Here is a 17,010-nt window from a genome sequence, read left to right on the forward strand (position 1 = left end):
TCCAGAACCTACAAACGAAAACGCCGCAGCGGCCCGAAGGCTGCTGCGGCGCTAAAATCGTGAAAGGGGCGCGTCTTAGTTGACGGCGTCCTTCAGGCCCTTGCCGGCCTTGAACTTGGGCTGGTTCGAAGCAGGGATGTTCATCGGTTCGCCGGTACGCGGGTTACGGCCGGTCGAAGCCTTGCGCTTGGCAACCGAGAAGGTGCCGAAACCGACCAGGCGAACTTCATCGCCCTTGGACAGCGACTTGGTGATGGCATCGAACACGCCTTCGACGGCGCTCGACGCGTCGCTCTTCGACAGGCCGCTGGTTTCAGCGACAGCACCGATCAGATCGTTTTTGTTCATATTCTTAGAACCCCCTCATTCGAGTTTTGATTTGTGGTCCGGTGAATCGCTTCACCCGAGAGGCGGCGAATTGAGAGGCTTTTGGTCCGCGTGTCAAAGGCAAAATCCGCAATAACCGGCGGTTTTTGGCCTTGAAAACCCGTTTCTGCGGCAAAACGGGCATTTGTTGTGCCGCAGCGAGACATCTCGCTGCGGCGCAACAAATCAATTGTTAATGGGCAGTGGGCGAAGCGCCGCCGACATGCGGATGGCCCGGCTGGCTGGCCAGATCGTCCGCCTCTGTCCACTCGATCGGATCGGGGAGCGACGTCAAAGCGTGTTCGAGCACTTCGTCCACATGGGAAACCGCGACGATTTCGAGCCCCTCCTTCACGTTTGCAGGAATCTCGGCGAGATCCTTCACGTTCTCTTCGGGGATGAGGACCTTCTTGATGCCGCCGCGCAAAGCCGCGAGCAGTTTTTCCTTCAGGCCGCCGATCGGCAGAACCCGGCCGCGCAAAGTAACCTCGCCGGTCATCGCCACATCGGGCCGCACCGGAACGCCCGATAGGGTCGAGACGATGGAGGTGACCATGCCGATACCCGCGCTCGGCCCATCCTTGGGCACCGCGCCTTCGGGAAGATGGATATGGATGTTCTTCCTCTGGAAGATGCTCGGCTTGATGCCGTAATGCGGAGCGCGCGCCTTCACGAAGCTGAAGGCCGCGGCGACGCTTTCGTTCATCACCTCGCCCAGCTTGCCGGTGGTCTTGATCTCGCCCTTGCCCGGCGTGGTGACGCTTTCGATGGTCAGCAATTCACCGCCCACCTCGGTCCAGGCCAGCCCGGTAACCGCGCCGACCTGAGCTTCTTCTTCGCCCATGCCGTGCTTGAACTTGCGCACGCCAGCGAAGTCCGAAAGGTTTTCGGGCGTGATCGTGACGCTTTCCGCCTTCCCTTCGAGGATGCGGCGCAGGCTCTTGCGGCATAGCCGGGCAAGCTCGCGCTCCAGCGTGCGGACGCCCGCCTCACGCGTGTAATAGCGGATCAGGTCGCGCAGCGCCTCATCGGTCAGCTCGAACTCGCCGTCCTTGAGGCCGTGATCCTTGACCTGCTTGGCGAGCAGGTGGCGGGTCGCGATCTCGACCTTCTCGTCCTCGGTATACCCTTCCAGGCGGATGATTTCCATGCGGTCGAGCAACGGCTGTGGCAGGTTGAGACTGTTCGCCGTGGTGACGAACATGATGTCCGAAAGGTCGAGGTCGAGTTCCAGATAATGGTCCTGGAACTTGTTGTTCTGTTCGGGATCCAGAACCTCAAGCAAAGCCGAGGCCGGATCGCCGCGAAAATCTTGGCCCAGCTTGTCGATCTCGTCGAGCAGGAACAACGGGTTGATCTTGCCCGCCTTCTTGAGATTGCTGACGATCTTGCCCGGAAGCGAGCCGATATAAGTACGGCGGTGGCCGCGGATTTCGGCCTCGTCGCGCACGCCGCCCAGCGACTGGCGAATGAATTCGCGCCCGGTCGCCTTGGCGATGCTCTTGCCGAGGCTGGTCTTGCCGACACCCGGAGGGCCGACGAGGCACAGGATCGGCCCCTTCAGCTTGTTGGTGCGCGCCTGCACGGCGAGATATTCGATGATCCGGTCCTTGACCTTCTCAAGCGCGTAATGATCCGCATCGAGGATTTCCTGCGCCTTGCCGATATCCTTCTTGACCTTGCTCTTCTTGCCCCAGGGCAGGCCGAGCAACACGTCCAGATAGTTGCGGATGACGGTCGCCTCGGCGCTCATCGGCTGCATGGCCTTGAGCTTCTTCAGCTCGCTTTCCGCCTTAGCGCGCGCTTCCTTGCTGAGCTTGGTCTTGCCGATCTTCTCAGTCAGCTCGGCGATCTCGTTGCCGCCGTCCTCGTCACCGTCGCCCAGCTCGTTCTGGATCGCCTTCAACTGCTCGTTGAGATAATATTCGCGCTGGGTCTTCTCCATCTGCCGCTTCACGCGGCCACGGATGCGGCGCTCCACCTGCAGGACAGACAGTTCGCCTTCCATGAAGGACATCACCATTTCGAGGCGCTTCAGGGGATCGGTCTCGACCAGCAGGGACTGCTTGTCGGAAACCTTCGCCTGGATGGCGGCGGCGATGGTATCGGCCAGCTCGCCCGCATCGTCGATCTCGCCGAGCTGTTCGGCGGCGTCATCGCCGATCTTCTTGTTGAGCTTGGCATATTCGCCGAACTGCTCGATCACCTGGCGCATCATCGCGCTGATCTCGGTGCCCGCAGCTGTCGGTTCCTCAATCATCGACACGTCGGCGGCGACATATTCGCCGACCGTACGCAGCTCGTGCAGCTTGGCACGTTCCTGCCCTTCGACCAGCACGCGGACCGTACCGTCCGGCAGCTTGAGCAGCTGCAGGACCTGCGCGATCACGCCGGTGTCGTAGAGGTCGCGGCCCTCGGGATCGTCACAGCCCGGATCGAGCTGCGAGAGGAGGAAAATGTCCTTCGAACCTTCCATCGCGACTTCGAGCGCCGCCACCGACTTGTCGCGCCCGACAAAGAGCGGGACGACCATGCCGGGGAAAACGACGATGTCGCGCAGGGGAAGGAGGGGAAAGGTCTCGGTCATATAATCAGTCCATTTGCGGCCCGGCACCGGGCCTGCGTCTCGCGATGGAATATGGGTAGCGGACCGCCCGGGCGCAATGTCCGCCCCGGGTTAAGCTGTGCACAGCGCGATCCGTTCAGCTTCTGCAGCCGCAATCTGAGACATGGACCACATGGACCACTGTCCAGGAGGCAAAAACCTGACAACTTGTGCAGCGGGAGACTCGAGGGCCGAGCCAGCTCGAAAACAGGCATGCCATCCGGCGCTAGCATCGGGTCACCGATGTAGGACAGCCGCCCATCCCGCCACCCCGAAAAGGGGCAGCAGCGTTTACCCAAATCCGGGAATATTCATGCCCGGCGGAAGGCCCATGCCGCTCTGGACCTTTTCCATTTCCTCGGCCGACTTGCGGTCCGCCTTGTCGCGCGCATCGTTGAAGGCAGCGGCGACCAGATCTTCGACCATCTGCTTTTCTTCCACCTTCATCAGGCTTTCGTCGATCTGCACGCCTATAATGCGGCCGCGCGCCGTGGCACGCACCTTGACCAGACCGCCGCCTGCGGCGCCTTCGACCTCAATGTCGTCGAGCTTGGCCTGAACATCGTTCATCTGGGTCTGGATCTGTTCAGCCGCCTTCTGCGCGGCAGCGATCATTTCTTCCATCGACTTCATAGGATCGTCCTCATGCTCTGCGGTTCCAGGGAACCTCGCGCCGGATCGGGGGGAGTTCGGCGCCGTCTTCGATTATTTCGGCATCGGGAAAGGCAGCTTCAACCGCTTTCACCATGGGATGCTCTCGCATGGCCGCTTTTGCAGCCTCGCGCTCGGCCTTTTCGCGCTCTACCATCGAGGGGCGCGCCTGCTCCGGATCGCCCGTTTCGAGCTGCCAGCGGGTCTCCGTCACCGCATAGAGTGCATCGCGCAGGACCGGTTCGATAGCATCCGAATATTTCGCGTCGCGGGCGTAGACCAGCCTGCCCATCTCCACACTGATCGGGCGGATCTGCAGGCGCATGATGCTTTCGGCCTGCAATTTCCCGGCGGCAGAGACCTTTTCGACCAGCTCTTCCCAATCGAGCGAAGCCGTCGGAGCGCTCGCCCCGCCTTCGCCCGCCTCGCTTGCAGGGGCAGGTCCGCGCGCTGCGAGTTCCTCGATCTGTTTGGCCAGCTTGCCGGGATCGGGCATGGCCGAAGCGTGCAGCACGCGCAGCAGGGCCATACGCGCCGACACCAGCGGATCGGGCGCCTGCCGTACTTCTTCGTGCCCCTTGAGTAGGAGTTGCCAAAGACGGTGGACCTGGCCGACGGAAAGGCGTTCCGCCCATTCGGTCAGCTGTTCGCGTTCCTCGGCGGTGGTCGCATCGGCTTCCCCGCCCGAAACCTGTGTCAGCGCGATGCGGTGCGTGAGATCCATCAGCGATCGCATCAGCGCCAGCGGCTCGACGCCCAGCGCATACTGGTCGTCCACCGCCGTCAACGCGGCCTTCGCATCGCCGCCCAGAATGTGCGCGAAAAGCCGCCGCTGTGCGCCCCTGTCGGCGAGGCCCAGCATGTCGCGCACGCGCTCCGCCGTGACCATGCCGCCGGCATCCATGTCGGCATGGGCGATGGCCTGATCGAGGATCGACAGCCCGTCACGCACCGAACCTTCGGCCGCATTGGCAACAATGTGGATCGCCTCATCCTCCGCCTCGACGCCTTCCTTGCGGCAGATTTCGGTAAAATGCGCCTCGAGCAATTCGACCGGAATTCGCCGCAGATCGAACCGTTGTGTCCGGCTGAGCACCGTGACGGGCAGCTTTTCGACCTCGGTCGTGGCGAAGAGGAATTTCACATGCGCGGGCGGTTCTTCCAGCGTCTTGAGCAACGCGTTGAAGGCGTTGCGCGAGAGCATGTGGACTTCGTCGATGATGTAGATCTTGTAACGCGCACTGACCGCAGCATAGCGCACAGCCTCGATGATCTCGCGCACGTCGTCGACGCCGGTATGGCTGGCCGCGTCCATTTCGATCACGTCGATATGGCGGCCCTCGGCAATTGCCGTGCACGGCTCGCACACGCCGCAGGGGCTGATCGTGGGACCGCCCTTCCCGTCCGGCCCGATGCAGTTCAGCGCCTTGGCAATGAGGCGCGCGGTCGAGGTCTTGCCCACCCCGCGAACGCCGGTCATCAGGAAGGCATGCGCCAGCCGGTCGCGCGCGATGGCATTCGCCAGCGTGCGTACCATGGCGTCCTGCCCGATCAGTTCGGCAAAGGTTTGCGGGCGATACTTACGTGCGAGCACGCGATAAGGCTGTGCCGGTTCGGCAGGCGCTACTGCAGGGGCATCGGTCGGTGGCGGTGCTGCGCTGGCGGGTTCATTTGCCGGTTCCTCGGCAGGAGCGGGATCGGTAGCAGGCGCCTCGCGCTCGGCCTCAGCCTCGGGCGCATCGCCGAACATCGAATTCTGCCCCGCCGCCTCCAGTTCGGCAGCGCTCGGCGCATCCTCTTCCGCATCGGTCTCCCAGGGAAGGCCGTCAGTACTGTCCGGTGAATCACCCATGCAGGATTAGGTAGGCGCAGACGCGGCGAATGTCATGCCGAGGCTAGTGGAAAGATGTGCGAGTATCCTCGATCTTTCCTACGACCTCGATCTGGGGGTCGTTCAGACTGAGAAATTCCACGCAATCATTCCCGGTCACGAGCAAATAGGAAGGGCGATCCCCATTCATGAAGCCGCTCACCGTGCGGTGCAGTTCGGAACCGATCAGCCGATAGGTCGATGATCCGGTTTCATCGGCCCACTGGTCGACCTGCTCGAGGTCATGCTCGTCATGGATACGAATAGTATTGGCATCGGACTGGATACGATAAACTGTGCCATCTTCTTCATTGAAAACGATTATTTCGCACTCATCGTGCATCTCTGTGAATTCGGAGAAATCGTAGTGGGGTCCGTTAGCATAGCTCACGAATGCCTCCGACGGATACGTCACGCGCAGCAGATGGAGTCGATCGGAATCGACGTTCTCGAAAGGCGTTGCCCAACGGCTCGCCACGACGCGCGGTTTGTCAGTCATCTAAGGAGTATAAGGAGCCGAGCGACCCGCCGCAATTCACCTGGGCTGCTTCCTTCCGGACCTGACCCGGTGAGCGAACGCAAACGTCCACCCGACTCCCGGCGCGCCATATGGCGACGTGGGAGCTAGAAATCAATCACCGAAAGTTATCGGCGTAGGCCTGGATCTTGAGAGACTTGGGCGGCGTGGCGTGAACGCGTGCGAAAATGCCGTATTTTTCGGCATAGGCTTTCGCCTCTTCCTTGGTCGGAAACGTCAGCAACACCTGCGCCTGCGTATCGCTGCTGCCGGTCCAGCCCATCAACGGGTCTGCATGACGCGCCTCGGATTGCTCGAATTCGAGCACCCATTCATCGGTACGGGCCCTGCCCGACTGCATCGCGTTCTTGGGTCGCTGATAGATTCTGGCGGTCATGTGGAGCCCTGTAATTCAGCCTTCGCTTCTTGAAAAGGCGTTCTTGGTCTTCAAACTGGGCTTTTCCGTCCAAGGTTCCTCCGGCCAGCGGTGCCTGGGATAGCGGCCCTTCATATCTTTGCGCACATCGTCCCAGCTGCCGCGCCAGAAGCCGGGCAAGTCGCGGGTCGCCTGGATCGGGCGTCCGGCGGGGCTGGTCAGCTTGAGCAGGAGCGGAGTCTTGCCGACAAGCGGATGACGATCGAGGCCGAACAGCGCCTGCACGCGGACTTCGACGCTTGGGGCATCGTCACCAGTGTAATCGATCCGGTGTGAGGTCCCGGCGAGCGAGGCGAATTCGCGCGGCGCCTCGCGGTCGAGCCGCTGGCGGGTGTCCCAATCGAGCATGCCGAGCAACGCGTCGACGAGCTTTCCCCTGGGCACGTCGCAATCGCGCCGCCCCTCGAGCAGCGGCGCCAGCCAGAGATCGGCGGTGTCGGCCAGCCTGGAGGCAGCGAACGCGTCCAGCCCGATGAAGGCGGCGCGCGCCTGCAGGTCGGCAGGAACAAGTTTTGCCGCGTTCTTCAACGCCTTTTCCACAAGCATATCCACAAGCGCCCGAGGATCGGGTTCAGGATCGGGGCCGGAGGCGAGCGTTATGGCGCCAAGCCGCTTCTCCAGCAGCGCTTCGACTCGGTCGCCTTTCCAGCGCAGGACCGGGCGGCGTTCGATCCGCTCGTCCAGCCAGCGTTCCAGATCGCGCTCATCCAGCGCGATAGCGGAGGTAATCCGTGCGCCCTTCGCCTGTCCCTGTGCATCGCCGATCACCAGGAATTCGGCACGCGCCAGAGACGATGCCGGATCGAGCATGAAACCGCGCCCCCCCGCAGCAATCCAGTTCTCGCCCGAAGAATCGCGGCGCTTGGCCACGAAGTCTGGACGACCTGCGGCAAGGAGGATCGCCGGCGGGACGTCCCGTCTCTCACGCCGCTCGGTCAACCTGTTCGCCAGCTTCGCCCATCGTCCGGCCAGCTTGCTGCTGGCCTCGGCGCGCGCTCCGCGATCGCCGTTCCACCGGGCAAGGCGGGCCTCGAGATCCTCGCCGCGCCCACCCAGTCCGCGCTCCTGCAGGAGTAGCGCCAGCCGTGCGGCAGTGTCTGCCGCGCCATGCTCTGCGCCGAACAGCACCATCGCGGCCGAGGACGGGTCGAGCGGCAGGCCTGCAAGTTGCTGCCCCCGCTCCGTAATACGCCCTTCCCCGTCCAGTGCACCGAGCCCTTCGAGTGTCTGGCGCGCCGCTGAAACCGAGGCGGCTGGCGGCGGGTCGAGCCATTGCAGGCTTGCCGGATCGCTCGTTCCCCATTTGGCGAGATCGAGCACCAGCGGCGCAAGGTCGGCAGTCTCCATTTCGGGCGGATCGAAAGCGGGCCTCCCCGCATGTCCGGCTTCCTCCCACAGACGGTATGCTACGCCCGGCCCCTGCCGAGCCGCGCGCCCTGCCCGCTGCGCGGCGGCGGCCTGGCTGGCCCGGTGAGTCACGAGATGCGTCGTCCCGGCCGCCCGGTCGAATTCAGCACTTCGCGACAGGCCCGCATCGACTACCACGGAAACCCCTTCCAGCGTCAGCGACGTTTCGGCAATCGCGGTCGCCAGCACGATCCGCCGGCGGCCTTCAGGATCGCGGCGGATGGCGGCGCGCTGGTCGGCGGGCTGGACCTGGCCGTGAAGCGGCAGGATCAGCGCTTGGGGCAGCCGGTCCGCCAGTCTCTCGCGGGTCCGCTCGATCTCCCCCACGCCCGGCAGGAAGGCGAGGATATCGCCCTCTTCCTCGCGCCAGGCGATGGCGATCGCAGAGGTCACCGCGTCTTCCATGCGCGTCTGGGGCGAGGAACCCAGCCAGCGGATGTCCAGCGGATATGCGCGGCCCTGGCTTTCGATGACAGGCGTGTCTTCGCCCATCAGCGAAGCGAAGCGCGACCCGTCGATGGTCGCCGACATGACGAGGATACGCAAGTCCTCTCGCAGCACCGCCTGCGTTTCCAGCGCCAGCGCCAATCCAAGGTCGCTATCGAGATGCCGCTCATGCGCCTCGTCAAACAGCACGGCGGAGATGCCGGACAATTCGGGATCGCCAAGGATCGTGTTTACGAAGATCGCTTCAGTCACCACGAGCACCCGGGTCTTGCCCGAACGCTTGCTGTCGAGGCGAGTAAGGTACCCGATGGTCTCGCCCGGCTTCTCGCCCAGCACCTGTGCCATGCGTTCCGCCGCAGCCCGCGCGGCAACGCGGCGGGGCGAAGTCAGGATGATCGTGCCGGTACACCAATCCTCGCACAGGAGCGCAGGCGCGACGGCCGTTGTCTTGCCCGCACCGGGCGGCGCGACAAGCACAGCTTCACTTTTTGCGCGAAGGGCCGACAAAAGGTCGGGCAAGACAGCATGTATGGGGAGCGCCTCGGTCACGGATTCGCTCTTCGCATACATCCCGCCCCTGCACAGCCCCCACTCCAACTGCATTTTTCAAGCCGTTGTAAAATGACCCTTTCACCATTGCATTAGGTGAAACCGAGAGAAAGCTGCTATTCCGCTGCTTCCTTGTTCTTCCGATCGGGTGGGTGGAGCGGGGTTTTTTGCCGATGCGCCGCCAACGGGCGGGCATGCGAAGGGCCGCGAAACAAGGGAGAAATACATGAAAAAGATGATGACGGCGCTTGCCGCCTTTACACTCGCTACGAGCATGACCGCTTGCAGTAGCGCGGACGACACTGAGGCCGTTGCAGAAACCGCCGGCATTGCGGGCGACTGGATGATCGATGTCGATTCGGCACAATGGGAAAACGATGTCGGCGAATATGTACTTGCCAACGGCACCTACAACTGCCTTTCCTGCAATCCACCCTTTGAGGTGGCAGCCGATGGCGGCTGGCACGATGTCGAAATCCCCGCAACCGACAGCATCATGATGGAAGTGGTCGATAATAATACGGTTCGCTCCGCGGGCCGCCTGAATGGTGAAGACACAGGCAGTTCGACCTGGACCGTGAGCGAAGACGGCAATGCACTGGAAGTCAGCTGGACGAACCTTCGCGGCGATCAGCCAGTGACCGGCAAGACCAACTACACCCGTAGCGAGGCAGGGCCCGAAGGCTCACACGCGGTGTCGGGCAAATGGACTACTGCCGGCGTGAGCGACATCGACGAGGCGGGCCTGCGCTTCAGCTTCGGGCTCGACGGCGACACGATCACCAGTCAGGGCAATTCGGAAAGCTACACGGCCACTCTTGGTGGTGATGCCGTCGCGATCGACGGAAACGATGCAGGCGAAATGGTCAAGGTCGAAAGGACCGGCGACAACAGCTTCCTCGAAACCTACACGCGCGATGGCGAGGTTGTCGGGACTACCGAACTGACGATCGACGGTGACACGCTGAATGGCGTCTCTACCGATCCCCGCAACGGCAGCGTTGTACGCTGGTCGGCTACACGCCAGTAACATGTGATCTCCCGGCCGCTACGCGCGGCCGGGAGCCATGTTCGTCGAAGTCAGTATCCCCGGGAGACCGCGAAAAGCGCAGCCTGCGTCATGGCGCGGCGGGCTTGGCCGTCGGGGAAAATCGACAGGGCATCGATGGCGCGCTGGGCGAAATGGCGGGCACGGGCCTTGGTGTCGGCGACGGCGTTGTGGCTGTCGATCAGGCGGATCGCTTCTTCTAGGTCTTCGTCCGACGTGCGGAAACCGCCGATGGCGGCCTTCCAGAATTCGCGCTCTTCCGCGCTCCCGCGTGCATAGGCGAGGATCACCGGCAAGGTCATCTTGCCTTCGCGGAAATCGTCGCCGCGATCCTTACCCATCTCCTCGGCATCCGAATCGTAATCGAGCGCATCGTCGACTAGCTGGAATGCAACGCCGAGATTGCGGCCGTATTCGTCGAGCGCGCGTTCTTCTTCCTCGCTGCATTCGCCGACCACCGCCGCGATGCGGCTGGCAGCGGCGAAGAGCGCGGCAGTCTTGGCGCGGATAATGTGGAGGTAGCGTTCCTCGCTCGTGTCGATCTTGCGCTGGGCAGTCAGCTGGTCGACCTCGCCCTCGGCGATAATCGCGCTGGCACCCGAGAGGATCTTGAGCACCTTCAGGCTGCCGTCCTCGGTCATCAGTTCGAAGCTGCGGCTGAAGAGGAAATCGCCGACCAGTACGGTGGCGGGATTGCCGAAGATGATGTTCGCCGCCGCCTTGCCGCGCCGCAGGTCGCTGCCGTCGACGACATCGTCATGTAGCAGCGTGGCGGTGTGAATGAACTCCACCGCGGCGGCGAGCTTGTAATGACGTGCGCCGGTGTAACCGACCAGTTCAGCGCCCGCGAGGGTCAGCATCGGCCTCAGGCGTTTACCGCCGCCGGAAATCAGATGCCCAGCCAGCGCTGGGATCAGCGGGACCTCGCTCTGCATCCGGCCGAGAATGACCTGGTTGACCTGGTTCATGCCCTGTGCGGTCAGCGCCAGCATGGGCTCGATCGAGGGCTGCGGGGCCTTGCGCGGAAGGGGAACGACGTCTGCTGTCATGTCAGCTTGGCCATGTCCTGCCTAACCTTTCTTGGCAAGAGCGGGATTGGCGCTAATCTGGCAAGCAATGACGCAAGACGCGCAACAACCAGTCGCCGAAGACCCAACGCTCGCGAGCTTTCGCAAGAGCATCGACAATATCGATGCCGCGCTGGTCCACATACTCGCCGAACGATTCCGGATCACGCAGGCGGTCGGCGCCTACAAGGCGAAGGCTACCCTGCCCCCCGCCGATCCGGCGCGCGAGGCCGAGCAGATCGCCCGCCTTCGCCACTTGGCCGAAGAGAGCGAGCTTGACCCCGAATTCAGCGAGAAATTCCTCCGCTTCATCATCGACGAGGTCATCCGCCACCACGAACGGGCGCGGCAGGACGAAGCCTAGTCGTCGACCTTGCGGTCCCTGCCTGATGGACTGGGGACGGCAGTCGCGCGCCGCTGCGGCCTTGCAGGGCGTTCCGCACGTACGGGAGCGCTGGACCGCGGCGGGGCAGGACGGGCTCGTCTCGCGCCAGTCGCAGCCGGCGGCGCGGCTCGTTCGCGCCGGGACTCCCGGCGTTCCTCACGCTGGTTGCGCGCTGCGGCTTCGGCAGCACCACGCACGGCACCGGCGGCGAAGCCTTCGTCCCGGTCGCGGCGACCACCGGAGCGATGATCCCGGTGATGTCCATCTCGGTCGCGCCTGTAGCCGCCCCAGTTGTCGCGAATTTCACGAGCGCCACCGCGCCGCGCTACCCAGTAGTTGCGATGACGGTCGTTCCAGCGATGGCGATGGCCGCGCTGGTCATAGACGTAGTAGCCGGTGCCCGGATAATAATAGTCGTCGTACCAGCCGTAGTAGGAGTCATAATACGGGTCGTAATAGGGATCGTAGTACCCGCCCGAATTATATCCCACGCCCACCGACACGCTGGACCCGTAAGGATCGAGCATCGTGGCGCAGCCTGACAGTGCAAGGCCGGAAGCCATGACGAGCCCCATGCGAAGAGGGGGGAATTTGCGGGGGGATATTCTTTCCATGACCCGTGTCTTGCCAGCGATGGATTGAACGGATGGTGAACTAAACACCCGGTCGCGGCAGGCGCAGCGTAACCATCAGACCGCCGAGATCCTCGCTTTCGCCAAGTTCGACGGTGCCCGCGTAGATTTCCGCGACGTCGCGCACGATCGCCAGTCCCAGTCCGGTGCCAGGCTTACCTGTATCGAGGCGAGCGCCGCGGTCGAAGATCCCCGCGCGCTGCGCTTCGGGAATGCCCGGCCCGTCATCCTCCACCCAGATGGTACACATCTTGCCGTGCGGTTCGGCATCCACGGTCACGAACACGCTTCCTCCACCGTATTTTGCCGCATTCTCGATGAGATTGCCGAGGATTTCGTCGAGATCCTGCCGTTCGATGGCGACGGCGGCCTGTCGATTTCCGTCCAGATCGAAACGCGTATCCTCGTAAATCCGCGTTACGGCGCGCAATACGCTTTGTACGCTGGGCCATACCTCTGCACGGGCATGTCCCGATGCGCGGCGTCCGACCGCCCTCGCCCGTGCGAGATGGTGTTCGACGTGGCGCTGCATCGTCTTCGTCTCACGGCAGACGAGATCCGAAAGCCTGGGATCATGGGCGGTCGCCGCATTGGTGAGTACGGTCAGCGGAGTCTTCAGGGCATGGGCAAGGTTGCCGGCATGTGTCCGGGCCTCTTCGGCCTGCTTTTCGCTATGGGCGAGAAGCGCGTTGATTTCTTCGACCAGTGGCTCAACTTCGAGCGGTAGCGGATCGTCGATCCGGTTGGCCCCGGCCGAGCGCATCGACTGGATCGCAGCGCGTACGCGGCGAAGCGGAGACAGGCCGTAATAGCTTTGCAGAACTGCCATGATCAGCAGTCCAAGGCCGAGAGCCGCGAAGCTCCAGACCAGGATCGAACGAATGCGCGAAATCTGGAAGTCGAGTTCTTCCCTCGCCGAGGCTACGGTAAAGGTCCACTGCGTCTCGCTGTCGGGCAGGATGATACTCCGCTCGACCACACGCAGCGGCTCGTCCGGGAACTGGTTGCTGTCGTAAAAATGCGGCTCATCGTCCACGTGATCGCCTTCGACCTCCAGCGTCCGGTCCCAAAGGCTGCGGCTGGGATAGGGATCCTTGCCGGGGCCGGTGATCTGCCAGTACACGCCGCTGTTCACCTCGAGAAACCGCTGGTCACCAAGCGAGCGATAAAAACGGACGTCGCCCCAATCGTCGACCTCTGCGGAAGCGATCAGGGCGGTCAGGACATATTCCAGCTGATCGTCGAAATTGCTCTGGACCTGGCTGGTCAGCGCCCTCTCGAGCGCAAACCCTCCGCCGAGAAGCAGGACGGAAATCCAGATCGCCGCAATCGCCATCATGCGTGCGGCCAAGCTTCGCCTTGGTGCAAGCGGAGTGCCGATCGTCACCGGATCGGCATCGACGGCGCTAGCAGGCGCAGACGCACCTCCGGTCGGGGAACCCGACGCCGGATGCGCCTCGCCTATGTCCTTTTCAGGATGCGCGCGGCTGTTCGGCGGGGTCGTCGAGGCTGTAACCGAGTCCACGGATCGTTGTGATTACCTCTGCACCCAGCTTCTTGCGGATGCGTGTGACGAAGACCTCGATCGTGTTCGAATCGCGGTCGAAATCCTGATCGTAGATGTGTTCGATCAGTTCGGTACGGCTGACCACCTTGCCCTTGTGGTGCATGAGGTAGGACAGCAGCTTGTATTCCTGTGCAGTCAGCTTGACCGGCTCGCCCTTCAGCGTGACGCGGCCAGAACGCGTATCGAGCCGTACATCGCCCGCAGTCAGTTCGCTGGAGGTGTTGCCCGAGGCGCGGCGGATCAGCGCGCGCAAGCGGGCGATGAGCTCCTCGGTCTGGAATGGCTTGGCAAGATAATCGTCCGCGCCGGCATCGAGGCCCGCGACCTTGTCCGACCAGCTGTCGCGAGCGGTGAGCACCAGCACGGGGAACTTGCGCCCTTCTTTCCGCCACATGCCGAGCACGGTGAGACCATCGATCTCGGGCAGGCCGAGATCGAGAATGACGGCGTCGTAATCTTCCGTCGAACCGAGGAAGTGTCCATCCTCGCCATCGGTCGAAAGATCGATCGCATAGCCGTTCTGTTCGAGTGTAGTCTTGAGCTGCAGACCGAGCGTGGGCTCGTCTTCGACGATCAGGATTCTCATGAATTTCCGTCCTCGCTAATAATCTTGCGCGTGTTGTTCATGTAGATGAACGCGTCAAGATGAACGAGGTTTCTGATTGCGAAATACTCAGCGGCTGCGGCGCAGGATCCGGCCGGTGCGTGCGTCGACATCGACATAAAGCACGCGCCCGTCGCGAATGAACTTGAGGCGGTAAGCCATGGCCGTCGAATCGTAATCGAAGCCCAGATATTCCGCATTCTTCATCATCGGCAGGATGCGGTTCTCGATCTCGCGAGCGCGCAGGATATTGCCTGCGCGCATTTCCTTGCGCGCTTCGCCCTGGTCGGAACGACGCTGCGCTTCCGCCGGGGTGGCAGTAAGCGGCCCGGCGATGAGGCCGAAGGCGAGCAAGGATGCGAGGATCGGTTTCATGATGGCTGTGTGCCTATCGGCGGAGCATTGAACAAGGTGTGAATACCCTTGTTCACACCGGTTCAGCGGGTCATCTCGTATTTCACGGTGACGCTGATGCCCGTGCTGACGAGGCCCGGTTCGACCGGTGCGGATTCGGCCTTGTCCATCATGCGGCTGGCAGTGACCACGATTGGCTGCGGACCTGAACGGCCCTGTATGGATTCGTTGATCTCCAGCAGACGGATGTTCGAGTAGCCTGCCATCGAGGCGTATTCACGCGCCTGTGCTTCGGCTCTCTGCATCGCGGCACGGCGGGCCGAAGCCTTGGCGGCCTCGTCATCTTCGAGACTGAACTGCGGACCATTGAGGTCGGTCGCCCCTGCCGCGACCAGCGCGTCCAGCACTTCGCCCGTTTCCTCAATCTCGCGCAGCTTGACCGTGACGCGGTTGCTGGCCTGATACCCGCGGAACACCTGTTCCTGGCGCTGCTGGTCGTAATCGTAGCGCGCGTTGAGGTTGATGCTGCTGGTCTGGATATCGCGCTCAGCAACACCCAGCGACTTGATGCGGTCGATCACCGCGCGCATCGCCTGCGAGTTCTGACGCAGCGCCTCGACGGCAGTCGGTGCGTTGGTCGTCACCCCGGCGCCCACCGTCACGATGTCCGGCTCGGCCTCCACTTCTTCCATCACGGTCAGTTCCACCACGGGGCCGGAAGACGCGATCTGTACTTCGGCGGCATGGGCGCTCATCGGAAGGGCGGCAGTAAGCATCAGGGCTGGAACGGCATAACGCGTCATGGGCAAATCTCCTTTTTGTCGAGCGGTATGTCCGCTTTGCAGCTTTACGCACGGCTGAACAAAGCCGTTCCGCTAAATACTTTGCCGGAAAGGAAATTGGTCGCTAGCCAGCGGCTGAGCAGGGGAAGAGTAGTGATCAGATTACCGAAATTCACGGCCATCATCTTTGCGGCATTGGCAAGCGTACAGGTTGCAGCCCAGCCGATGGAGCGGGTTCCGGATCGGAGTGAAGGCGAAGGCCCCTTCCCCGTGCTGATCATTTCGGGCGCCAACATGATCGAAGGTTCGGGCGCGCCCCCGACCGGTCCGGTGGATATCGTGGTGGAGGGTAATCGCATCACCGCCATCCACGGCGGCAGCGCACCCGACGAAGTTCGCGCAAGGGCCGGAAGGATTGTCGATGCGCAGGGCATGACCGTCCTTCCCGGCTTCGTCGATACGCATGGACACAATGGCGACACCGGCAAGGCTTCGCAGCCTGCCTATGGCTACAAGTTGTGGCTCGCCCACGGGGTCACGAGCGTTCGCGGCCTCTCGTTTTACTGGGGGCCGGACCAGCCGGATCTTTCGGATACGCGCCGCAGCGCCGCCAACACCATCACCGCCCCGCGCCTGTTCCCCTATGCCGCAATGGGCGACAAATGGGAGGGCGGCGCGATCGACAGCGAGGCGCAGGCACGTGCCTGGGTTCGCTGGGCGAAGGCGCAGGGATATTGGGGCATCAAGTTCTTCAACTCGCTCGAACCGGCCATCCTTGAAGCAGCACTGGACGAGGCCGAGCAGCAGGGCCTCGGCACGGTCGCGCATCTGGCGCAGCCCGGCGTCCAGCGCGTGAATGCGCGCAAGGCCGTCGAGCTCGGGATGGACGGCATCACCCATTTCTACGGCCATTTCGAAAGCCTGCTCGATAACAACGCCCTCCCCCGTTATCCGCAGGGCTATAACTACAGCGATGAACAATCGCGCTTCGGCTGGGTTGCACGGCTGGCCGATCAGGTGGTCGAGCCGGGCAGCGAGGAGTGGGACGAGTATATCGACTTCCTCGTGGAAAGCGACGTGACGCTGAGCCCGACGTTCAACATCTATTCCGCCAGCCGCGACGTCATGGCGGCCAAGAACCGCGATTGGCACGCACGTTACACGCTCCCAAGCCTGATGGATTTCTACGCACCCAGTGCAACCAATCACGGCAGCTATTACAAGGACTGGAGCACCGAGGACGAAGTCGCCTGGCGCAAGTTCTATCGCTACTGGTTCGATCTCACCGCCGAGTTCCATCGCCGCGGCGGACGCGTCACCGCGGGTAGCGATCCGGGCTATATCTACCAGACCTGGGGCTTTGCCTATATCGGCGAACTTGAAATGCTGCGCGAGGCAGGACTGTCGCCGCTGGAGGTCGTTCGCGCTGCCACCGTCGCAGGGGCCCGGGAAATCTACGAACCGCGCGGAGAGGCGCCGCCCATGGGCACCATCCAGGTCGGCAAGCTGGCAGATCTGGTGATCGTCCCGGGTAATCCGCTCGACAATCTCAAGCTGCTCTACGGCACCGGTCATACGAGGCTGAATTACGACAGCGGAGAGATCGAGCAGGTCGGGGGCGTTCGCTGGACCATCAAGGACGGCATCGTCTACGACGCGCCAGCTTTGCTCGAAGATGTGGCGCAGATGGTGGAAGCACAAAAAGCGGCGCGCTAACCGCTTG

General features: G+C 62.8%; 16 protein-coding genes and 1 other RNA gene. 3 read left to right on the top strand and 14 right to left on the bottom strand.

Features of this window, described 5'->3' with window-relative positions; all coding sequences use genetic code 11:
* Positions 1 to 75: 75 nt before the first annotated feature.
* The 8 genes from GRI69_RS05120 to hrpB all read right to left on the bottom strand — a co-directional run bounded on the left by GRI69_RS05120 (position 76) and on the right by hrpB (position 8,869).
* Positions 76 to 348, bottom strand: a complete 273-nt coding sequence (locus GRI69_RS05120) for an HU family DNA-binding protein (RefSeq protein WP_160727197.1) — start codon at positions 346 to 348, stop codon at positions 76 to 78.
* A 211-nt stretch (positions 349 to 559) separates the two neighbouring features.
* Complete coding sequence (gene lon, locus GRI69_RS05125; RefSeq protein WP_160727198.1) at positions 560 to 2,953, bottom strand: endopeptidase La; 2,394 nt, start codon at positions 2,951 to 2,953, stop codon at positions 560 to 562.
* A gap of 309 nt (positions 2,954 to 3,262) precedes the next feature.
* Positions 3,263 to 3,604, bottom strand: a complete 342-nt coding sequence (locus GRI69_RS05130; protein ID WP_160727199.1) for a YbaB/EbfC family nucleoid-associated protein — start codon at positions 3,602 to 3,604, stop codon at positions 3,263 to 3,265.
* Between the two features lie 10 nt (positions 3,605 to 3,614).
* The gene (locus GRI69_RS05135; RefSeq protein WP_160727200.1) at positions 3,615 to 5,474 is read right to left on the bottom strand and encodes a DNA polymerase III subunit gamma/tau; all 1,860 of its coding nucleotides are present in this window, start codon (positions 5,472 to 5,474) and stop codon (positions 3,615 to 3,617) included.
* Between the two features lie 43 nt (positions 5,475 to 5,517).
* On the bottom strand, positions 5,518 to 5,991 hold the full coding sequence (locus GRI69_RS05140) for a hypothetical protein (protein ID WP_160727201.1): 474 nt from the start codon (positions 5,989 to 5,991) through the stop codon (positions 5,518 to 5,520).
* Positions 5,992 to 5,998: 7 nt separating this feature from the next.
* An RNA gene (gene ffs / locus GRI69_RS05145) (signal recognition particle sRNA small type) lies at positions 5,999 to 6,093 on the bottom strand.
* 34 nt (positions 6,094 to 6,127) lie between these two features.
* On the bottom strand, positions 6,128 to 6,406 hold the full coding sequence (locus GRI69_RS05150) for an ETC complex I subunit (RefSeq protein WP_160727202.1): 279 nt from the start codon (positions 6,404 to 6,406) through the stop codon (positions 6,128 to 6,130).
* A 15-nt stretch (positions 6,407 to 6,421) separates the two neighbouring features.
* Positions 6,422 to 8,869 carry an ATP-dependent helicase HrpB gene (gene hrpB / locus GRI69_RS05155; protein WP_160727203.1) on the bottom strand — a complete coding sequence of 816 codons (2,448 nt, stop codon included), beginning with the start codon at positions 8,867 to 8,869 and terminating at the stop codon, positions 6,422 to 6,424.
* A gap of 205 nt (positions 8,870 to 9,074) precedes the next feature.
* On the opposite strand from hrpB, the gene GRI69_RS05160 reads away from it, so the two are divergent.
* Complete coding sequence (locus GRI69_RS05160; protein WP_160727204.1) at positions 9,075 to 9,878, top strand: hypothetical protein; 804 nt, start codon at positions 9,075 to 9,077, stop codon at positions 9,876 to 9,878.
* 50 nt (positions 9,879 to 9,928) lie between these two features.
* Here GRI69_RS05160 and GRI69_RS05165 read toward each other — a convergent pair whose 3' ends face one another.
* On the bottom strand, positions 9,929 to 10,945 hold the full coding sequence (locus GRI69_RS05165; protein WP_160727205.1) for a polyprenyl synthetase family protein: 1,017 nt from the start codon (positions 10,943 to 10,945) through the stop codon (positions 9,929 to 9,931).
* 67 nt (positions 10,946 to 11,012) lie between these two features.
* Here GRI69_RS05165 and GRI69_RS05170 point away from each other — a divergent pair, with 67 nt between their 5' ends.
* Entirely contained in the window at positions 11,013 to 11,327 is a 315-nt protein-coding gene (locus GRI69_RS05170) for a chorismate mutase (RefSeq protein ID WP_160727206.1), read from the top strand.
* Here GRI69_RS05170 and GRI69_RS05175 read toward each other — a convergent pair.
* From GRI69_RS05175 to GRI69_RS05195, 5 genes are all read right to left on the bottom strand, one after another.
* Positions 11,324 to 11,911: a hypothetical protein gene (locus tag GRI69_RS05175; protein WP_237452956.1), complete on the bottom strand. Its 588-nt coding sequence runs from the start codon at positions 11,909 to 11,911 to the stop codon at positions 11,324 to 11,326. The genes GRI69_RS05170 and GRI69_RS05175 overlap by 4 nt on opposite strands.
* 91 nt (positions 11,912 to 12,002) lie before the next feature.
* A complete protein-coding gene (locus GRI69_RS05180; RefSeq protein ID WP_160727488.1) occupies positions 12,003 to 13,319 on the bottom strand; it encodes a sensor histidine kinase in 1,317 nt (438 codons plus the stop codon).
* 133 nt (positions 13,320 to 13,452) lie between these two features.
* Positions 13,453 to 14,133 (bottom strand): response regulator transcription factor, encoded by a 681-nt coding sequence (locus tag GRI69_RS05185; RefSeq protein WP_160727208.1) that lies wholly within the window; start codon positions 14,131 to 14,133, stop codon positions 13,453 to 13,455.
* 87 nt (positions 14,134 to 14,220) lie between these two features.
* Positions 14,221 to 14,526, bottom strand: coding sequence for a PepSY domain-containing protein (locus GRI69_RS05190; protein ID WP_160727209.1), 306 nt, complete (start codon positions 14,524 to 14,526; stop codon positions 14,221 to 14,223).
* A 62-nt stretch (positions 14,527 to 14,588) separates the two neighbouring features.
* Positions 14,589 to 15,308: an SIMPL domain-containing protein gene (locus GRI69_RS05195; protein ID WP_160727210.1), complete on the bottom strand. Its 720-nt coding sequence runs from the start codon at positions 15,306 to 15,308 to the stop codon at positions 14,589 to 14,591.
* 132 nt (positions 15,309 to 15,440) lie between these two features.
* Here GRI69_RS05195 and GRI69_RS05200 point away from each other — a divergent pair, with 132 nt between their 5' ends.
* Positions 15,441 to 17,003 (top strand): amidohydrolase family protein, encoded by a 1,563-nt coding sequence (locus tag GRI69_RS05200; RefSeq protein ID WP_337191028.1) that lies wholly within the window; start codon positions 15,441 to 15,443, stop codon positions 17,001 to 17,003.
* The last annotated feature ends 7 nt before the right edge of the window (positions 17,004 to 17,010 follow it).

This window comes from Qipengyuania vulgaris, from assembly GCF_009827325.1.
GTDB lineage: Bacteria > Pseudomonadota > Alphaproteobacteria > Sphingomonadales > Sphingomonadaceae > Qipengyuania > Qipengyuania vulgaris.

What these genes read in the sequence shown, in the direction of transcription:
- GRI69_RS05120 (WP_160727197.1), bottom strand. Translation starts at nt 348, where the DNA reads ATGAACAAAAACGATCTGATCGGTGCTGTCGCTGAAACCAGCGGCCTG.
- lon (WP_160727198.1), bottom strand. Translation starts at nt 2,953, where the DNA reads ATGACCGAGACCTTTCCCCTCCTTCCCCTGCGCGACATCGTCGTTTTC.
- GRI69_RS05130 (WP_160727199.1), bottom strand. Translation starts at nt 3,604, where the DNA reads ATGAAGTCGATGGAAGAAATGATCGCTGCCGCGCAGAAGGCGGCTGAA.
- GRI69_RS05135 (WP_160727200.1), bottom strand. Translation starts at nt 5,474, where the DNA reads ATGGGTGATTCACCGGACAGTACTGACGGCCTTCCCTGGGAGACCGAT.
- GRI69_RS05140 (WP_160727201.1), bottom strand. Translation starts at nt 5,991, where the DNA reads ATGACTGACAAACCGCGCGTCGTGGCGAGCCGTTGGGCAACGCCTTTC.
- GRI69_RS05150 (WP_160727202.1), bottom strand. Translation starts at nt 6,406, where the DNA reads ATGACCGCCAGAATCTATCAGCGACCCAAGAACGCGATGCAGTCGGGC.
- hrpB (WP_160727203.1), bottom strand. Translation starts at nt 8,869, where the DNA reads ATGTATGCGAAGAGCGAATCCGTGACCGAGGCGCTCCCCATACATGCT.
- GRI69_RS05160 (WP_160727204.1), top strand. Translation starts at nt 9,075, where the DNA reads ATGAAAAAGATGATGACGGCGCTTGCCGCCTTTACACTCGCTACGAGC.
- GRI69_RS05165 (WP_160727205.1), bottom strand. Translation starts at nt 10,945, where the DNA reads ATGACAGCAGACGTCGTTCCCCTTCCGCGCAAGGCCCCGCAGCCCTCG.
- GRI69_RS05170 (WP_160727206.1), top strand. Translation starts at nt 11,013, where the DNA reads ATGACGCAAGACGCGCAACAACCAGTCGCCGAAGACCCAACGCTCGCG.
- GRI69_RS05175 (WP_237452956.1), bottom strand. Translation starts at nt 11,911, where the DNA reads ATGGCTTCCGGCCTTGCACTGTCAGGCTGCGCCACGATGCTCGATCCT.
- GRI69_RS05180 (WP_160727488.1), bottom strand. Translation starts at nt 13,319, where the DNA reads ATGATGGCGATTGCGGCGATCTGGATTTCCGTCCTGCTTCTCGGCGGA.
- GRI69_RS05185 (WP_160727208.1), bottom strand. Translation starts at nt 14,133, where the DNA reads ATGAGAATCCTGATCGTCGAAGACGAGCCCACGCTCGGTCTGCAGCTC.
- GRI69_RS05190 (WP_160727209.1), bottom strand. Translation starts at nt 14,526, where the DNA reads ATGAAACCGATCCTCGCATCCTTGCTCGCCTTCGGCCTCATCGCCGGG.
- GRI69_RS05195 (WP_160727210.1), bottom strand. Translation starts at nt 15,308, where the DNA reads ATGACGCGTTATGCCGTTCCAGCCCTGATGCTTACTGCCGCCCTTCCG.